The following is a 17,350-nucleotide window of genomic DNA, read 5'->3' as shown; positions in this document are numbered from 1 at the left end:
GGTGGAAAAATGGCACATTCTAATACGGCAACAGAAGTGATAAATGAACGAGTTGAAGCATTATTGTCTAACATGACCTTAAAGGAAAAGGTCGGCCAGGTTAATCAGAAATTGTATGGCTGGGAAGTTTACAGAAAAACAGACACCGGCTTCGAACTAACGGAAAAGTTTAAAGAACATGTCGAGCGATGGGATGGAATCGGAGTCCTTTATGGACTCTTCCGTTCCGATCCATGGTCAGCCGTTCATTTTGAAAATGGGATTACGGAGGATGTTAGTGCTGAAGTGGCCAATCTGATTCAACAATATGTAAAGGAACATACAAGATTGGGAATTCCCGTCCTTCTTTCGGAGGAATGCTCCCATGGTCATCAAGGATTGGACAGTATGATTACGCCTGTCAATTTGGGAATTGGTGCCACGTGGAATCCCGAATTGCATGAAAAACTGATGGCGGCTGTTGCAGAGGAAGTCAGGGCAAAAGGGGCCCATTTGGCCCTCGTATCGACACTGGATATCCTGCGCGATCCAAGATGGGGGCGATCAGAGGAGTGCTTCAGTGAAGATCCCTACCTCGCCTCCCGTTTAACCGAGGCTGTTGTTAAAGGAATGCAGGGGGAGCCAAGTGACTTTATCCCAGATGGGAAAATGACCGCTGTGTTAAAGCATTTTGCGGCCCAGGGCAACGGAACAGGAGGTAAGAATGCTGCGCCAGCTTCCATCGGGGAAAGAGAATTAAGGGAAATTCATCTTCCGCCGATGATCGCAGCCATCCAATCAGGAGCGCTTGCCTGTATGGCAGCTTACAATGAAATTGACGGAATTCCCTGTCACGCCAATGGCTATCTTCTTAATCAAGTTTTGCGGGAGGAGTTCGGATTTAAGGGAGTGGTGATGGCTGACGGCTGTGCGCTCGACAATTTGACCGCTTTAACCCGAAGCCGGGAGAAAGCCGCTGCATTGGCCCTTGAAAATGGAGTAGATATCAGCCTTTGGGATGATGTGTATACTACTTTGGAAACCGCAGTGGAAACGGGGCTCGTCAGTGAAGAAAAGCTTAATGATGCAGTAAGAAGGGTATTAACGCTTAAATTCAAAATGAGCTTGCTTGACCGGCCTTATGTGGAATCCGGTCAGATGAAAAATAAGGAAGAGGCTGAGAAAATTAATCTGGAATCGGCCCGGCAGTCGATGGTTCTGTTAAAAAATGACGGAATCCTTCCTCTCAAAAAAGATGTTAAAAAGATAGCGGTCATTGGTCCGAATGCAGATGCAATCTATAATCAGCTTGGCGATTATACACCGTTCCAGCGGGAAGGCCGCGTTATCACGGTACGGGAAGGGATTACCTCACTGGCTTCTGAGGCGGAAGTGGTTTATGAAAAGGGCTGCGGCATTCGTTCTGGAGATCGGTCAGGAATGGAGAAGGCTGTTCGTCTCGCCGGCGGTTCAGATGTGGCTATCGTTGTTTTAGGTGGTTCCAGTGCCAGGAAATTTGATGCCCAATTTGACCTAAACGGAGCTGTTGTTAATACAACAGGCGAGGAAGAAATGGATTGCGGCGAAAATGTGGATGTAGCCAATTTGGAATTGGGCGGCCTTCAGCTCCAGCTGCTTCAAAAAGTGATGGAAACAGGAACACCGGTTATCGTTGTTTTAATCCAGGGCAGACCACATGCGATACCATGGATTGCGGAACATGCCCCGGCGATTTTAAGTGCTTGGTACCCAGGACAAATGGGTGGTCAGGCCATAGCGGAGGTGTTATTTGGAGAGGTCAATCCCAGCGGACGATTGCCGGTGTCCATCCCAAGGTCTTCCATGCAGCTGCCTGTTTTTTATAATTATAAGGACGGGGGATACAAGAAGGACTATTTCGATCAATCCGGAAATGCCTTGTATCCATTTGGCTTTGGGCTTTCTTATACAAAATTTAAGTATGAAAATCTTCGGGTCACAAGGAAAACCATAACAGCTGACCAATTGTTGGCTGGTGAAAAGTTCAGCATAACGGTGGATGTCACCAATATAGGGGACCGCGATGGCTATGATGTGATTCAGCTCTATCTAAAAGGAAAGGGCTCAAGTATAACCAGAAGGGTTAAGGAATTAAAAGGTTTTAGGAAGGTATGGCTGGCTTCCGGGGAGACCAAAGAAGTGATGCTTGAGCTTGGGGCGGAGGAATTACAAGTATTCAGCAGCCAAAATACCTATAAGCTTGAACAAGGATGGTTTGAAATTGAAGTTGGAAATCCTGTCGACTCTTTAAGCGCTGTCTTGGCTATCGGTTAAATCATACGGAATAATCCAAGCAGTTCCTTACTAAGAGGACTAATGGAAAAAATAGATTAACAGGGTAGTTAATAGGCCTTATTGACGACCTTATATGGAAAAAATAGATTAACAGGTTAGACAATAGCCCTTATTGACGACCGTAAATGGAAAAAATAGGTTAACAGGGTAGTCAAAGACCCTTATTGACTACCGTATATGGAAAAAATAGGTTAATAGGGTAGTCAATAGCTCTTATTGACGACAGAAAAATTTTATATAGTAAGGGTGGTATTATGTTGCAGCCATTATTTTTAAAGCCTGTTTTTAAAGAGAGAATTTGGGGAGGAACTACGTTACAGCTAGAATATGGATATAACATCCCATCTGAAAACACGGGGGAATGCTGGGCCATTTCTGCTCACCCGAATGGTCCTTCCGTCATCGAAAACGGACCGTATACCGGTACAACTCTGGACAATCTTTGGCGGGAGCATCCTGAACTATTTGGGAATCCAAAAGAGCAAGCTTTTCCGTTGTTAACCAAAATCTTGGATGCCAATATGGATCTATCTGTGCAGGTTCATCCCGATGATGCCTATGCAAGGGTAAATGAAAATGGGGAGCTTGGCAAAACGGAATGCTGGTATATTATCGACTGTAAAGAAGATGCGAACATGATCTTTGGCCATAACGCCAAGACAAGGGAGGAATTAGTAAAACAAATTACCGAGGGGAAATGGAATGAACTCTTGCGCCGTGTGAAAATTAAGCCGGGTGACTTTTTCTACGTCCCAAGCGGAACCATTCATGCTTTATGCGAAGGAACACTTGTGTTGGAAACACAGCAAAGCTCGGACACTACTTATCGTGTGTATGATTATGACCGCAGGGACTCAGCCGGAAATTTACGTGAGCTCCATTTAGAAAGGGCTATTGATGTAACGACAGTCCCACACCGAAATGGTGAAGCTGTTCAAAGGGTTGAGGAGCAGGAGAATGTTAAGATTACTACTTTAGTAGAGTCAGAGTTTTTCTCGGTTTATAAATGGGAAGTACAAGGGTCTGCCTTGTTTTCTTTTGATGATCACTATTTACTTCTTAGTGTTATAAATGGAGAAGGAGCACTTTTACATAATGGAGAGGAATATAGTTTGAAGAAAGGTACGCATCTTATTGTCCCTGTAGGATTTGGTGAATTTGAAATTTCCGGTCATTGCGAGATAATTTTATCACATAAGTAGACAGCAGAAGCATGGGGACGGTTCTCATGCTTCTTTTGTGCGCTTGGCAGCACATTGAACTTAAGGGTGAAAGTCCCTAACACAAGTCAGCGGCAAACTTCCGCTCCGAGGTATGTTTTTTCTAAAGATTAAAAATAAAGCCCTTGTCACAACAAAATGGGGAATTTTGTGACAAAGGCTGCACTTTTGACAAGAAACAAAACAGGTATAGGCATTGGTTGTATTACAGCTTAAATGAAACAAGACTTTTTTACATAATATGCAGTAGAAATTAACAAGCTGTCATCTTATTCTCCGAAACTTTAAACCTTAGCCAAAAAACCTTTTTATTTTGATGGCGGCGTCGGGTTTAATAGATGTCCTAGCTTTTCATAAACAGGTAACGTTGGTGCAATAAAGACTTTCCCCGTTCCTCTAAATGTTTGAAGTAGACCTTCGCCGGATGTAACAGAACCGAAAATGCTTTTTGTTGATTTTTCAACGGTAAAGTCGATATTCCCCAATCGGAAAAGCGTGAAATTTCCATCTACTTGAACCATTTCATTTTGCAGTTCAAACTCTACTAGTTCATCTTCAGGAACAGGAATTTCAAATACGCAATATCCGCTTCCAGATACTTTTGTTTGAAATAATCCTTCGCCTCCAGCAATGGCGGAAGAAATATTCTTCATTGCTTGGACTGAGATCGAAACAGTCGATTCACAGCAATAAAAAAGACCTTTATCTGCAATGATTTCTTCGTTATTTAGTTCAACGATCATGAAGTGTTTAAAGCTTGGTTCTAAATAAATGATTCCGCTCCCTTGGTATTGTGGTTTAATCATGGATTCATTGGTTAAAACACTGGAAGCTAACCCTTTTAAAAACCCTTTTGCACTCGTTCCTCCTAGACTTTTTAACGAAATATTCCCTTTCATAAACTGTAGGGCACCTGATTCAGCGGTAAGAGCGCTGTTTTTTAGTGTAATCCTTACTTGTCTTAATTTAATGTTTGATTTTTGTGCAAAAAATAGCTTTTCAGCAACAGCAAAGTTATCATTTCCGCCTAATTGTTGATACTCTAAAATCTCAATTTTCATATTTTGATTTTCAACAAAACTTATTACTTGATATGCTTCGGACATAGCATTTTCTCCTCTTTATATAAAGACCTGATTTGGACTTGCTTACGGACAAATATTAAATCAACTTAACTTCAACTGTTCCCATCGTTGTTCATGTAACGGTTCGCATAAATCCAATGGTTTATACTTTATCAATTGGTGCTCAGCCAGTTTCCAGTACAATTGACTTGTTCGTCTAGTGTAGACAATAGGTACTGACGATTGGTATTTAACTGTGCTTGAATAGCTGACATTGTTATTGATCTCCCCTCCTTCAAAGGGAGGTGTATTGCTAACTTAATTATACGACATTATATAAAATGAAAACACATCAGGTCATCCCTGATGTTGAATGTTAATAATCTATTTCTCGTGGGAAATTTGCAATGTGATGTTACACAAAACCTAATAAAACAATCCTTCTTCTAAGCACGTGAAAAAATTTTTTCATTATCGTTCTAGCAGGACTATTACTCTACTCTGGAAAACAATTAATACTATTAAGTATGTTTACCAATGTTAATCTTCGAATTCTAGGGCTTTAAGCTACATCCCTTTTTTGAATAAACTAAATCCAATATATGTTCCTAAAGTATTTAACATAACATCGTTAATATCCGTGGTTCTATTGGGCATGGTTAATTGGATACACTCAATTAGGGTCGGATAACCATACTCCTACTAAAGTGACTGTTGGCAATCTACTAATCTTGGGATACCTCAACGGTAAGATAAAACCAAACGGAATAAATAATAAAATATTCCCCCCAACATTCACGATGAAGTTTGATGAAATTGGATTTCCCAAAGATTTAAAAGGTATTAAGTTTATTTCCCCTTTACTTATCCCTATGCCTAACGAAGAATCTGGAAACATCGTAAATCTAACAATAAAAACCAATGAAAAGATAAACAGTAATAGAATAAGTAACCTTTTTTGCATAAGAACTCCTACTAAATCTTTATATAGGAAATATCTTAACATTTAATTGGACGCATAATAAATAATTTCTTAGGGTGTGGAAAAGCCATAAGGTGATTTATTCTGCTTGAGCTTCCTTGATAGATGTAAATTGTTCTTTAGTGTCGTACATGACGAAATATGAAATAGGTGAGGATCCATAAAGGGATGGATAAAATGATCCCCCATAAGCATCCCAAACCAAAGTTCCCCCCATCCTCGTTCTCTTTCAAATTTATTCCCTCCATTTTGCGGGCTCAATTGAAGTTCGTCCATACATTGAGCCACCCTTAAACACTTTTCACATAATATAAATATTTAAAAGGTTATTAATACTATGGAACACTCGTAATAAATGTTATAATAAAATAAGAAATACATAGTTCGTACGAAAGGGCAAAACCATTGAAAAGTGGCCGCGCAAAGCTAGAGGGGCTAAGGTTTTTACTATAACTATGCCAGCCAGTTACCGAATATGAATCGCCTTACTACGAATTATCATTCATCTAGGAGGTTTACTATGTTTATATTTATAGCAGGTTTATTTGTCGGCTCTTTTTCGATGCTTTTGATTATGAGTTTAATGGTTGCAGCCAAAAGAGGAGATCAAATGTTAAATACTCATCATTAATATGTAAACGTTTTCTAAACAATCCTTTCTATATTGGGATTGTTTTTTTGTCCAGTAAATTATTATCAGATCGTTACTTTTTATACGTAGCCCGCTTAAAAACAGAAGGTTACCATTAAATATAACGAAGGAATAGTTTTAGCCAGCCAAATACCGCCAGCCACAAAGGTATACTTAAAGACGTACCCCATATGATCCCTACTAAAATGTTCCCTTGCCTCTCCATGAAATTCACCCCGAAAAATAATCGTCCTCTTTTTAAATAAAATGACCGAATAGTTGATCCATTACTGAAATTTAATAATGATATTATTCCCTAAACGAAGGAAAATTAATCTGGCATTTAAATCCCAACTAATGTGCCTGAAGGAACTTTGTCACAGATAAAGTAATCATAAATTTGTTCTCCTATTTTCTTTCGTTTTGTAGTATCCTAATATTTGGAGATAAGTTAGTTAAACTAGAAAAATAAGAATGATTAAGTTTGAGGTGAACAAATTGACCTGGAAGATTACGAGTTCTAATAAGAATAAGGTAGATCGGTTTGGCATAACCATCGATCAGGTGATTCTTCCAAACGGGGACGAAAAGACGTTTTCCTATTTGGACTTTGCCAAAGGAGTCTGCATTCTCCCAATAACGAAAGAGCATGAAGTCGTCTGTTTACAACAATATCGCCATGCGATTAATAGTTGGCAATGGGAGTTGCCTGCTGGAATGATTGATCAAGTGGGTAATGATCCGCTTGAGGTTGCAAAACGAGAACTTGAGGAAGAAACAGGGTATGTGGCAGAGCATTGGCTTGAATTAGGTAGCTTTTATCCTTCTCCAGGTTCAACAACGGAAGAAATATTCTTGTTTGCGGCAGCTGGCTTAACTTCAACCCAGCAAACGTTAGAAAATAGCGAGACACTAGAATTGCATACTCTTACCATGGAAGAGCTGAAGGACCTCATTATTAAAGGTGATTTCAAGCATGGTGCAGGTCTTGCCGCTATTTTAAGATATAAGTTTATGACGGATTAACAACCACGAGGAGGACTATTTTTGGAACCATTATTTTTACAGCCCGTTTTTAAAGAGAGAATATGGGGAGGGACAGCTTTACAGGAAGTATTCGGATATGATATCCCTAATGAAAACACAGGCGAGTGCTGGGCGATTTCCGCTCACCCTCATGGACCTTCTATGGTAGATAATGGCCCCTATAAGGGAATGACTTTAGATAGTTTGTGGAAGAAGCATCCGGAACTTTTTGGAAATCCACAGGGGAAGGTATTTCCTTTATTAACCAAGATACTGGATGCCAACATGGACCTTTCTGTCCAAGTGCATCCTGATGATTCCTATGCGATGGTTCAAGAGAACGGCGAACTTGGTAAGACGGAGTGCTGGTATATTATTGATTGTAAAGAGAATGCTGACATGATTTTCGGCCATAATGCCAAAACCAAGGAAGAATTACGGCAGCAAATTCAGGAAGGTCAGTGGAGTGATCTGCTCCGCCGAGTAAAAATCAAACCAGGTGACTTTTTCTATGTTCCAAGCGGGACTATCCATGCCCTGTGTGAAGGAACTCTTGTATTAGAAACACAGCAAAGCTCTGACACAACCTACCGGGTCTTTGACTATGATCGCCGAGATGTAGAGGGCAACTTAAGGGAGCTTCATTTAGAGAAAGCCATCGAGGTTACTACGGTTCCGCATCAAGATGCGGTAAGCATGAAAACAGTCCAAGAGAAAGATGCTACTACCATTACCACCTTTGTGGAATCAGAGTTTTTCTCTGTTTATAAATGGCAAGTTGGTGGCAGGACTAGCTTTTCATTTAATGACCAGTATTTGCTTTTTAGTGTGATTAAAGGTGAAAGCACCCTATCTCATCATGAAAAACAATATGATTTAAGGAAGGGAACCCATTTCATTCTTCCTGTTGGATTTGGCGAGTTTAAGATCGATGGTAATTGTGAAATGATTGTTTCATATACTTAAATTGAATGAATACAAAAGAGTAAGGACCATGATTGTTCCTTACTCTTTTATGGTTGCTATATAATTATTAGGTTTTTAAACTAAATAACAAAATGAATAATAAGTTTCAGCCAGCCAAAAAACGCCATCCACAAAGGTATACTTAAAGACGTACCCCAAAATAATCCCACTAATAAATTCCCTTGTTTGTCCATGTACATCCACTCCTAGGAATAATTGTAGATAACGATTAAGCCTATCAAAAGTGTTTTATTAACTATAACTGAAAACGCTTTCAATATCAATGGAATAAATTGTGGAATAATAAAAATAATTACGTGAGATTTAGGGGTTAATTGTTGATTTTTGGTGAAGAAAGAAGCAAAGGGACGGTTCTCATGCTTCGGAAGCATGAGAACCGTTCCTTTGACTTTTTATTGAAAGTTAGCTGCTATAGCCTTTACTTGTTCTTGATTGATCACTATTTGGGAATTGTTTGCTTTTAGTATATCATCGTAAAGCTTTTTTCCTTCACCGTGCATTTGCTGATAAACCAACTGAGTTTTTGGATCAAAGTCTTTCGCAGACAGACCTAGGCTCAACATATCAGTTGTTGACATATTTGTAGCGACAACAAATTGAGGGATCGTTTTAACCAGGGCTGGCAACTTTGTGATATTGCTTGGGCTTAATGCTTTTTTTGCAATCCCCTTTAGTGCTTCTTCCTGTAACTGCTGACGGCCATACTCACCATTTTTTAGTGAATAACGCTCATGAACAACCTCTGTTACCATTTTCCCATCAAATGAATAAGTACCTGTATTAATTACTTTATTACTATTTTCAGCATACCAAGGGTGTGTTAATTTTACATCAAAAGGTACATTCATCTCGATTCCACCCAATGCGTCAACCATAGATTGGAAGCCCCAATAGTTTGTTTCAACATAATAATTGATCGGGACACCCATAAACTCACTTATGGCTGTAACAGCAGCTTCAATCCCTTTTTGGGACCCAACGGTGGCTTGCTTAATATATTGAACACTCGTTAATTTTGTATATCCATAACCATCTAAATGAATACGAGTATCACGAGGTATACTAACCGCCTGATATTTGTTTTTATTTAAATCGACATGGACAAGCACCATAGAATCGGTATGACCTAATTTATCACCTTTTCGTTGGTCCGAACCGATTAAGAGGACGTTAAATACAGGTGTCTTCACGTCAACCTTTTCCTCTGTATTCGTTGAACCTGATGCTTTCTCCGCACCCACTACGGGAACTTTTGAGAAGTGATTTTTGGGCTGTAGTTGATAGTATTCATAGCCGAATGCAGCAACCCCTAGAAGTAAGATTCCTAGAATACTGAAGCCAATAATTTTTCGTTTTCTTCCACTCTTTTTCTTCATATTTTCCTCCACTGAATTAGACAAATAGTATTTTGTTATTTAGCCTTACAATTACTGACTAATCTTACTATTTTTGGAGAATGCATTCAATAAGATTAAACTGGTAAAAAAAATTTGTAGAAAATTATCTGATATTCATAGACTGTTGGGTGAATAAGGCCTATGGAAGGGGTCGCCGATGAGGTTGATTCGCGTGCTCCTTTTTAATGATTGTTCTGTTCTAATTCATTATGACCTCCGCAGTTTTCCAAACTCTGAGTCAAATTGCAATTCTAATGTTTTAGCCATTTATTTGGTTCCCAATATTCCTGTTTTAATAATTTGGGGGATTAGAAAGTTGTATTAATGGAGGAAGGATATGGGCATCCCTTGGGGCGAGAGAAACACGCTTCTATTTGTTAAATAGAAGGCTTTAAGAACGCTTTAATAGCAGTAGAAAGGAAGAATAAGCGGTATGTATTGTCATAGTTTCCTATTTTATCAGTAATCTTAGGTTTAATTTTATCGATTCTTGGAAAGGATTGGATGAGGGAGGAGATTCAAAATAATGACTAGAAAAGAGTATTTAGAAGCAATTACCTTTGTGAATGAAGATGAGGAAAGATATAAACGATTGGTCCGTTTGATTTCAAATCGGCTCGACAGGGATTTAACAGGAAAAGAAATTAAATATATTCATTGGATGGCTGGTATCGATACAGAAGCGTCTGAGGTATTTGAAAAAATATTTGAAGATATAGGTTAAAGTAGAAGGGGCCTAGTTTGGCCTTTTTGTTATGGATGGATGATTTTAATAAAACGGTCAACATAAATAAGCCCATTATCTCTGTATCAGAAATAATGGGCTTATTATTTTAAGGTATATATTGTTCTATAATTTTCGTTACAACCCCATTTGTTATCTCGAGATGAAAAGGAATCTGATGGTGCTTATCCCGCTGATTCAAGAAAGTAATAAATTGACTTCTGGTTACTTTTTCATTCCATTTGATTTCGTATAGACTACGTGTCTGTAAGACATATTGGGCATTGTTTGAAATGGTAAAGGTACGTATCTTAGGATTAACGTTTCGGATCCAGTACCCGTCTGGGGCACCATCCATTTCTTTCTGGCATTTGCAATCCTTTAGAAATTCTCTATCAGCAGACTTGCCGAAATACCATTGGATATAATCAAATTTTCCCACCCATTTCCCATTTATCTGTTTGAAGGAAGTTATGTAGGTTGTTGCTTTTTCCACCTTTGGGGGTTTTGTAATGTTCGTATTTGCATATGTTTGTGAACTCTGTGAGGGTAGTAATAACAATGTAAAAACCATTAATACAGGATAGAATAGCTTCAATAATCTTTGTAATTTCATGCAAAGTTCCCCCTCGAATCACTTTTTCGTATAGTTTGAAAGTATATTAAAAATGGTGTCGATATTGGGATACCCGGAAAATATTTATTTGAAACCAGTATTGCTATTTATCGCTTTAATGTGTCAATAAAAAATTTCAACAAATTTCTTAAACTTTTCGTGACATGTCAACAATTTCCGACTATACTTTTTCTATAACTCCATTATTTTCTAGTTTTATAGTGAAATTTGTCTATAAATAGCGAATCGAAAATTTTTTTACTCTTTTAATAGTCAAAAAGTACTAGGAAAATGTTTCTATTTCGATCGAGTTAGGGAAAGGAGAGGAAAATTTATATCTATTAAAATAGTTATCTTTAAGAAGAGGGGGGCTATCGTAAAAATGAAAAACTTGAACAAAATAGGGATAATAGTACTGACTTTCTTTGTATTATTCTCTACCTTTGTTCCCCCGAAGCCAGCTAAGGGAGCTACAGAGTCTGGTTCAACTCCCGCTGCATGGCCAGAGGTATTCTCACCTTATACCCTAGCAAACGGTACACCCGTTTTAGATCCAGCAAGTGATGTCCATCCAGTTGATGTTGATATTACCAGCGGGGTAGACCGGGGTACAGGGGTACTGCCATCGATGTATGTGGCTTCAGATGGAACAAACTTTTTTGTAAGATTACGAGTGAAAGGAAATCCATATGACCGAAAAGGAGGCTTTCTTTCTTCAGTCTGGTTAGTGAAGCTGGCGGTGAATGGGGAAGCCAAGGCAACTATTGGTTTAAATGGAAAATCTCCGCATATTGATTACGTATATGTAGCGAATGAATCTGGAACAGATGTACATAAGGTTTATCAAACGTCAACCGATGGTGGATCGGAAGTAGCTGGAACACGAATTACACCGGCTGAGAATGGCCAGTACTTTTTAGATTTTCAGGTGCCGATTAGTAAGGTTACAGAAGTGGCCTCTGACATTACCGCTACACAACCCGTCCAATTTTTCTTCGGTACCTCCAAAGCTGCCAATCTATCTGTTATTAATAAAGATTGGATGAACGCAAACGGTACGGAAGATAACGTGAGTTTTAGCGGCTTAAAGGAGCTAAGTCTTAATGAACAGCCTCTTACCGTATCCATAGATGGTGGAAATAGTAAAACCTATAGCACCGCCAATCATACGGTTACGGGAAAAAGTTCCTTAGAAACTGGTACTGTTTCATTAAAAATCAATAATGACCCGGCGGTATCAGTCAATATTAACCAGCATAGCTGGAACTATGAACTTCCGCCGACGATCACGGGAATAAATGGAACTTATCAGGCCGTTGCCGCGGTAACGGATAACAACAAGACAGAAACCGCTAAGCAGGATATTGTGATACTGGATAATTCTAATACTCTGGTGATTAACGGTAGTTCGTTTGCGATGACAAACAGCAAAACTCCTGTCCTATCTGGTACGTATGCAGGAACCAACAAAAATAATGTTCGGATTAAGGTCTATATAGATGGGGTAATGCAAACGGATAATGCTCCTAGAGATACTAATATATTGACTTGGAATTACCAAGAAACCCTACCGGCCCCTGTTGATGGGAAGACCTATACTGTCAAGGTGGATTGGACTGGTACAGCGAATAATGCTTCTACTTTTGCAACCACCACGCAACAGTTAACGTATAAAGAGGGAAGTTCAGCCTCTCCTGTAGAGGTGGCTATTACAGGCGCAACCGGAGCTGCCAACCCCGCCATCACTGGAAGTTCCTCTGGAGCGGATAAAGTGGAATTGCGTATTGATGGGAAAACCGTTGAATTTGCCACACCGAATAAGGATGGCAGTTGGTCCATTCCGGCGTTAGAGAAGCCTCTTACGGCAGGAAATCATACGATCACCGCGATCGCAAGTAACGCTTCAGGAAATACAGCAGCGGCAAATAAGGACTATACGGTCAATACCACAGCCATTTCCATTGACAATGGTACGTCGGTTACGACAAATGATAATAAACCGACCATACGGGGGAATACAAATGCCACTGTAGGAAGTGTTGTTACAGTTGTTATTGACGGGAAAGATATCTATACGGATACCATCGAGTCGAACAGCCGCGGAAGTTGGGCAATTGAGGTTCCAGATATCAAGCCACTTAATGATGGTACTCATGTCATAACGGCATCGGTAAATGGTGCAAGTGCCAGCCAGCAGCTTGTGGTGGACACGGGTACGTCTGTGACTATCAAAGCACCAGCCGATGGTTCCACTTCATCAGAGAAAAAACCTACATTTAGTGGAACATCAGAAATGAATGCTAGCGTTGAGCTGCGTGTCATAGATGAAAATCAAAAGGTTGTTCATATTACTAACATAAATGCGGTGCCTTCGAGTACAACTATAGGTTCTACTTGGGAGTGGCTAAACACGATGTCCACTGAATTGTCTGTAGGAACCTACACAATTCAAGCGACGGCCGCCGATCCGTTTGGGAATGAGGATACAGATACCCATACCTTTACCATTGTTCCGGATACCAGCAGTCTTGCTAACGTAGATGATGTTAGAAAATCTGTGCAAAATGGAACTAGTCTGGAGGATGCCAAGAAAGCATTGGGCATGAGTGTGGCTGTTGTACTGGAAGATGGCAAGACTAAAGATATTCCGGTTTCTTGGAGTACACAATCCACACCAGACTATGATGGAACTAAGGCAGGAATCTATGTCTTTACAGGAACATTCGGGACCTTGCCGGCTGGTGTTGATAATGATGCTGAAGTTTCGGCTCCAACCGGAATAGTGACCGTTCAATTGCCACCTACGGTAAGTTTAAAACATGTAGACAATGTTTCAAAAACAGTCCCCAATGGAACAGCCAAAGAAGATGCGATCGCAGCATTGGGGACTTCAGTGGAGGTTGAGTTAGAGAATGGTAAAAAGGTACAAATACCAATCACATGGAGCTCTGAATCGACCCCAAGTTATGATGGTTCACACGTAGGAACCTATCAATTTACAGGAACATTTGGAACGTTACCAGCTGGTATAGATAACGCGGATGAAGTCGCGACTCCAACTGGATCAGTTACCGTATTAGAGCCAGTTTCTGTTCAAGAGCCAGCTCCTGATCAAGACCCAGCTCCTAATCAAGAGCCAGTTCCTGTTCAAGAGCCGCAAACTGTAAAGATTGCCAAAGTGTCCGATTTGACGAAAACAGTAGCATTAGGAACGAGTAAAACAGCAGCTCTTGCGGCATTAGGAACAACCGTCAGGGTCGAGTTAGAGAATAGTGACAAGATTGATGTGCCGGTTACTTGGAGTGAGCAATCTTCCCCGAGTTATAATGGAAATCAAGCGGGTGCCTATGTGTTTACAGGCAGTTTTGGAGAGTTACCAGCAGGGATTAATAATGATGGAAATGTTTCTCCACCAAAAGGGACTGTTCAAATTTTGAGTGATTCGGCTGATATTGAGTCCTATCAAATCCCAGAAGAAACAAAGTCAGCTGAAATTGATCAAACCAACCGAACCATACATGTGGAAGTAAAGTATGGGACAGAACTTGAAGGTTTAATCGCTGCCTTTACCTTGTCCGGCCGTGCCCAAGGTGTGAAAATTGGTGAAGTGTCTCAGGTAAGTGGACAGACAGCCAATGATTTTACGCATTCTTTACTTTATATTGTCAAAGCAGAAGATGGGACAGAAAAAGAATGGACGGTCTATGTGACCGCACAGGAAAAAACAACAGCCCCAGTTGTTAAAGGGACGATTCGTTCTGGTGACAGACAGGTGAATGGAACTTCAGAGCCTGGAGCCGAAATCCTGGTCAAGCAGAATGGTGATGAATTAGGAAAGGTATCAGCGAATGAATTAGGAAATTGGACCTTAGAGTTGAGTGCCAATCAATCCCTTTCTGAAGGAGAGCAGCTTTCACTTAATGCTACGTCTCCTGGAAAGCTGGTAAGCGATGTGAAGGAAGTCGTAGTAGAACGTGCCTTTAGTAGTGAGAAACAAATTCTTTCGACAACATTGGGAGAGCTGACGGAGGATAATAGCCTCAAGGAAGTACCAGCTGGAACCAAGGTGAGTGAATTGATAGCGGGGTTAGTGATTTCTCCAAAAGCAAAATTGGAAGTTGTGGGTCCTAGTGGTGAGATGATAGAAAAAACAGCTGCCACAGAGATTGACAGCAACCTGATGATTCGGGTTACGGCGGAAGATGGTACAACTTCTGACCACACGATTTCCATTCATTATCCGGTTGACCTTGTTTTAACAGCGGATCCGACAAGAATCATAGGTGATGGGACATCAACCGCAATCCTTAAAGCCGTCTTAAAAGACCGTAATGGAAACCCTATTTCCAATACTGAGGTACATTTTGAGGCAGAAGCAGGCACCTTATCACAGACCACTAGTAAAACAAATGAGCAAGGGGAAGCCATCGTAGAATTGACTGCTCCTAAAATAGAAGGTACAGTTGCTGTCACGAAGAAAGTGAGTGCCTCGGTTAGTGATCCTGATAAGGGAATTTCTGCTAAAGATGAAATCACCATTGCTTTTGAACCCCCGATTATTGTGGGACAAGTTTTAGATGAGAGTGGAAAACCAATTGCTGACACTAAGGTATGGATTGTGGTGAATGGTGAAAAAATCGAAGCGACCACAGACAGTGATGGAAATTATCAGATTACCGTTCCAACGGGCGGTGATTATACGGTTAATATTGAAGTAACATCACTTGTCGGGAATGAAAAGGTGACTTCTGTTTATACTCAGGAGGCTCATGTTCAGGCTAGTGGACAAAGCGAAAAATTTAAATCAGAACGGAAAGTCAGCGGCCAATTATTTATACAAACGAGAAATGATAAATTAAAGTCGATTCAAGCAATGTTCCCAGATGCCGATTTGGATATGCAGGTATTAAACGATCCAAGTGGAGCAATTAAAGCACAGATTGACGATCAGGGGCATTATGAATTAACAGGATTTGAAGCTAATAAAACATACCAGGTTGTTTTTAATGTAGTAGTGAATGGCCAGCGGTTAGCGGGTAAATTTTCAGAGATCACGGTAGGCTCTGATGGGCAATTAGTCGTTCAACATGAATTAATTGACCCGTTTGGTCTCGTTACAGATAGTGTTACCGGTGAGTTAATTGAGGGAGTAAACATGAAAATCTATTGGGCGGATACGGACCTTAATAAGGCAAACGGCCATACCCCTAATACGTTGGTATCTTTACCTCAATTAAATAACTTTTTGCCAAATCAAAATAGCAATCCACAGCTGACAACCGGTATGACGGCTGATGCGGAAGAGCTTGGTAATTATGCTTGGATGGTGTTCGCTGATGGAGATTACTATATTACAGGTGAAAAAGATGGATATGTCACTTTTGATAGCCGGCTAGATTCGAAGACGAATAGCAGTCTTGGCGATAGCTGGATCAAGAATGGAGTGATCCATATCGGTGAAACGCTGATGCGATATAACATCGTCATGGATGCGATTATTCCAGACCCTACGATTCAAATTGACAGCCCGGATCATGATGCATATCTAAAAGATCAATCACCAACCATAACTGGCACAACCAATGTAAAAGATGGATCTTCGGTGCAGGTGAAAATCGGGGGCAATACGTATACAGGTACAGTGGAAAATAATAAGTGGAGTGTTACGGTTACGGACAAACTATCTGACGGGCACTATACCGCAACCGCTGCCGTAAACTCGGCAACGGATGATGTTACATTCTCGATTGATACGACGAAGCCGACTCTTGTGTTAAAAGGTGATGAGAAAGTCAACGTTACAGCTAATGATGTCTATCAAGATGCTGGAGCGGAAGCCACAGATCTAATAGATGGAGATATTACTAGCAGGATTCAGGTCTCTGGTATTCCAGAAGATACAAAAACACCAGGAAAGTTCACGATTACCTATACTGTAAAAGATAAAGCGGGCAATGAGGCGGATCCTGTAACACGTGTTCTCATAGTTAAGCCAGATAAATTAACAGCTGCAGGAAGTTCAAATGGTGAAAATACTATTAAGATTAGTAATGCAACACCAGGTGCATTGATTACGATCTACGATAGTAAGGGAGAGGTTGTCGTTAGCGGAACCGCTAATTCAGAAGGAACAATCACATTTACAGACATCCCTGCGGGTTCAGGGTATAAGGCTACCCAAATTGTAAATGATGTGGAAAGTAGTTTCTCAAATGAAGTCACGATAGTAACACCTGTTGTGGAAGGAAATAACGGTACGGAAGAACAACCGGGAACTGGAACTGTTAGTCAACCAGGTGGCACAGTAGAGTCACCGGCAGATGGAACGAGTAATCAACCAGCTACTCCAGTAGAGGAACCAGCGGATGGGACGAGCAATCAACCAGCTAC

11 protein-coding genes and 1 riboswitch are annotated in these 17,350 nt (G+C 40.4%); of the genes, 6 read left to right on the top strand and 5 right to left on the bottom strand.

Translation table 11 applies throughout. The features are described 5' to 3' along the window. Positions 1-9: 9 nt before the first annotated feature. Both J7E81_RS25615 and manA (J7E81_RS25610) read left to right on the top strand, forming a co-directional pair. Positions 10-2,292, top strand: coding sequence for a glycoside hydrolase family 3 N-terminal domain-containing protein (locus J7E81_RS25615; RefSeq protein ID WP_215046818.1), 2,283 nt, complete (start codon positions 10-12; stop codon positions 2,290-2,292). Positions 2,293-2,567: 275 nt separating this feature from the next. Next, positions 2,568-3,515, top strand: coding sequence for a mannose-6-phosphate isomerase, class I (gene manA / locus J7E81_RS25610; protein ID WP_215046816.1), 948 nt, complete (start codon positions 2,568-2,570; stop codon positions 3,513-3,515). Between the two features lie 326 nt (positions 3,516-3,841). Here manA (J7E81_RS25610) and J7E81_RS25605 read toward each other — a convergent pair whose 3' ends face one another. The 3 genes from J7E81_RS25605 to J7E81_RS31435 form a co-directional block, all read right to left on the bottom strand. Beyond that, positions 3,842-4,639, bottom strand: a complete 798-nt coding sequence (locus J7E81_RS25605; RefSeq protein ID WP_215046813.1) for an AIM24 family protein — start codon at positions 4,637-4,639, stop codon at positions 3,842-3,844. A gap of 525 nt (positions 4,640-5,164) precedes the next feature. Continuing rightward, complete coding sequence (locus J7E81_RS31440; protein ID WP_374104102.1) at positions 5,165-5,275, bottom strand: VanZ family protein; 111 nt, start codon at positions 5,273-5,275, stop codon at positions 5,165-5,167. Next, the gene (locus tag J7E81_RS31435) at positions 5,271-5,561 is read right to left on the bottom strand and encodes a VanZ family protein (protein ID WP_215046809.1); all 291 of its coding nucleotides are present in this window, start codon (positions 5,559-5,561) and stop codon (positions 5,271-5,273) included. Before J7E81_RS31435 ends, J7E81_RS31440 begins: the two co-directional genes overlap by 5 nt. A 403-nt stretch (positions 5,562-5,964) precedes the next feature. Further along, a riboswitch (cyclic di-GMP riboswitch) is annotated at positions 5,965-6,053 on the top strand. Positions 6,054-6,699: 646 nt separating this feature from the next. On the opposite strand from J7E81_RS31435, the gene J7E81_RS25590 reads away from it, so the two are divergent. Continuing rightward, positions 6,700-7,236, top strand: a complete 537-nt coding sequence (locus J7E81_RS25590) for an NUDIX domain-containing protein (RefSeq protein WP_308162286.1) — start codon at positions 6,700-6,702, stop codon at positions 7,234-7,236. 21 nt (positions 7,237-7,257) lie between these two features. Further along, on the top strand, positions 7,258-8,202 hold the full coding sequence (manA, locus tag J7E81_RS25585; RefSeq protein ID WP_215046805.1) for a mannose-6-phosphate isomerase, class I: 945 nt from the start codon (positions 7,258-7,260) through the stop codon (positions 8,200-8,202). Positions 8,203-8,615: 413 nt separating this feature from the next. Here the strand turns inward: manA (J7E81_RS25585) and J7E81_RS25580 are convergent, their stop codons facing one another. Then, the gene (locus tag J7E81_RS25580; RefSeq protein ID WP_215046803.1) at positions 8,616-9,599 is read right to left on the bottom strand and encodes an LCP family protein; all 984 of its coding nucleotides are present in this window, start codon (positions 9,597-9,599) and stop codon (positions 8,616-8,618) included. A gap of 547 nt (positions 9,600-10,146) precedes the next feature. Between J7E81_RS25580 and J7E81_RS25575 the strand changes: the two genes are divergently transcribed. Then, positions 10,147-10,344, top strand: a complete 198-nt coding sequence (locus J7E81_RS25575) for a hypothetical protein (RefSeq protein WP_215046801.1) — start codon at positions 10,147-10,149, stop codon at positions 10,342-10,344. A 109-nt stretch (positions 10,345-10,453) separates the two neighbouring features. Here J7E81_RS25575 and J7E81_RS25570 read toward each other — a convergent pair whose 3' ends face one another. Then, entirely contained in the window at positions 10,454-10,960 is a 507-nt protein-coding gene (locus J7E81_RS25570; RefSeq protein WP_215046799.1) for a hypothetical protein, read from the bottom strand. A 382-nt stretch (positions 10,961-11,342) separates the two neighbouring features. Here J7E81_RS25570 and J7E81_RS25565 point away from each other — a divergent pair. Then, positions 11,343-17,350, top strand: a 6,008-nt coding sequence (locus tag J7E81_RS25565) for an Ig-like domain-containing protein (RefSeq protein ID WP_215046798.1), incomplete at its 3' end; no start/stop codon positions are given.

This window comes from Bacillus sp. ISL-18 (assembly GCF_018613415.1).
Lineage (GTDB): Bacteria > Bacillota > Bacilli > Bacillales > Cytobacillaceae > Neobacillus.
Note: the sequence above shows the minus strand (reverse complement) of the source record. Positions and strands in the feature narration are given on the sequence as shown.

Coding starts and splice junctions, on each gene's coding strand:
- J7E81_RS25615 (WP_215046818.1), top strand. CDS start 10: ATGGCACATTCTAATACGGCAACAGAAGTGATAAATGAACGAGTTGAA.
- manA (WP_215046816.1), top strand. CDS start 2,568: ATGTTGCAGCCATTATTTTTAAAGCCTGTTTTTAAAGAGAGAATTTGG.
- J7E81_RS25605 (WP_215046813.1), bottom strand. CDS start 4,639: ATGTCCGAAGCATATCAAGTAATAAGTTTTGTTGAAAATCAAAATATG.
- J7E81_RS31435 (WP_215046809.1), bottom strand. CDS start 5,561: ATGCAAAAAAGGTTACTTATTCTATTACTGTTTATCTTTTCATTGGTT.
- J7E81_RS25580 (WP_215046803.1), bottom strand. CDS start 9,599: ATGAAGAAAAAGAGTGGAAGAAAACGAAAAATTATTGGCTTCAGTATT.
- J7E81_RS25575 (WP_215046801.1), top strand. CDS start 10,147: ATGACTAGAAAAGAGTATTTAGAAGCAATTACCTTTGTGAATGAAGAT.
- J7E81_RS25570 (WP_215046799.1), bottom strand. CDS start 10,960: ATGAAATTACAAAGATTATTGAAGCTATTCTATCCTGTATTAATGGTT.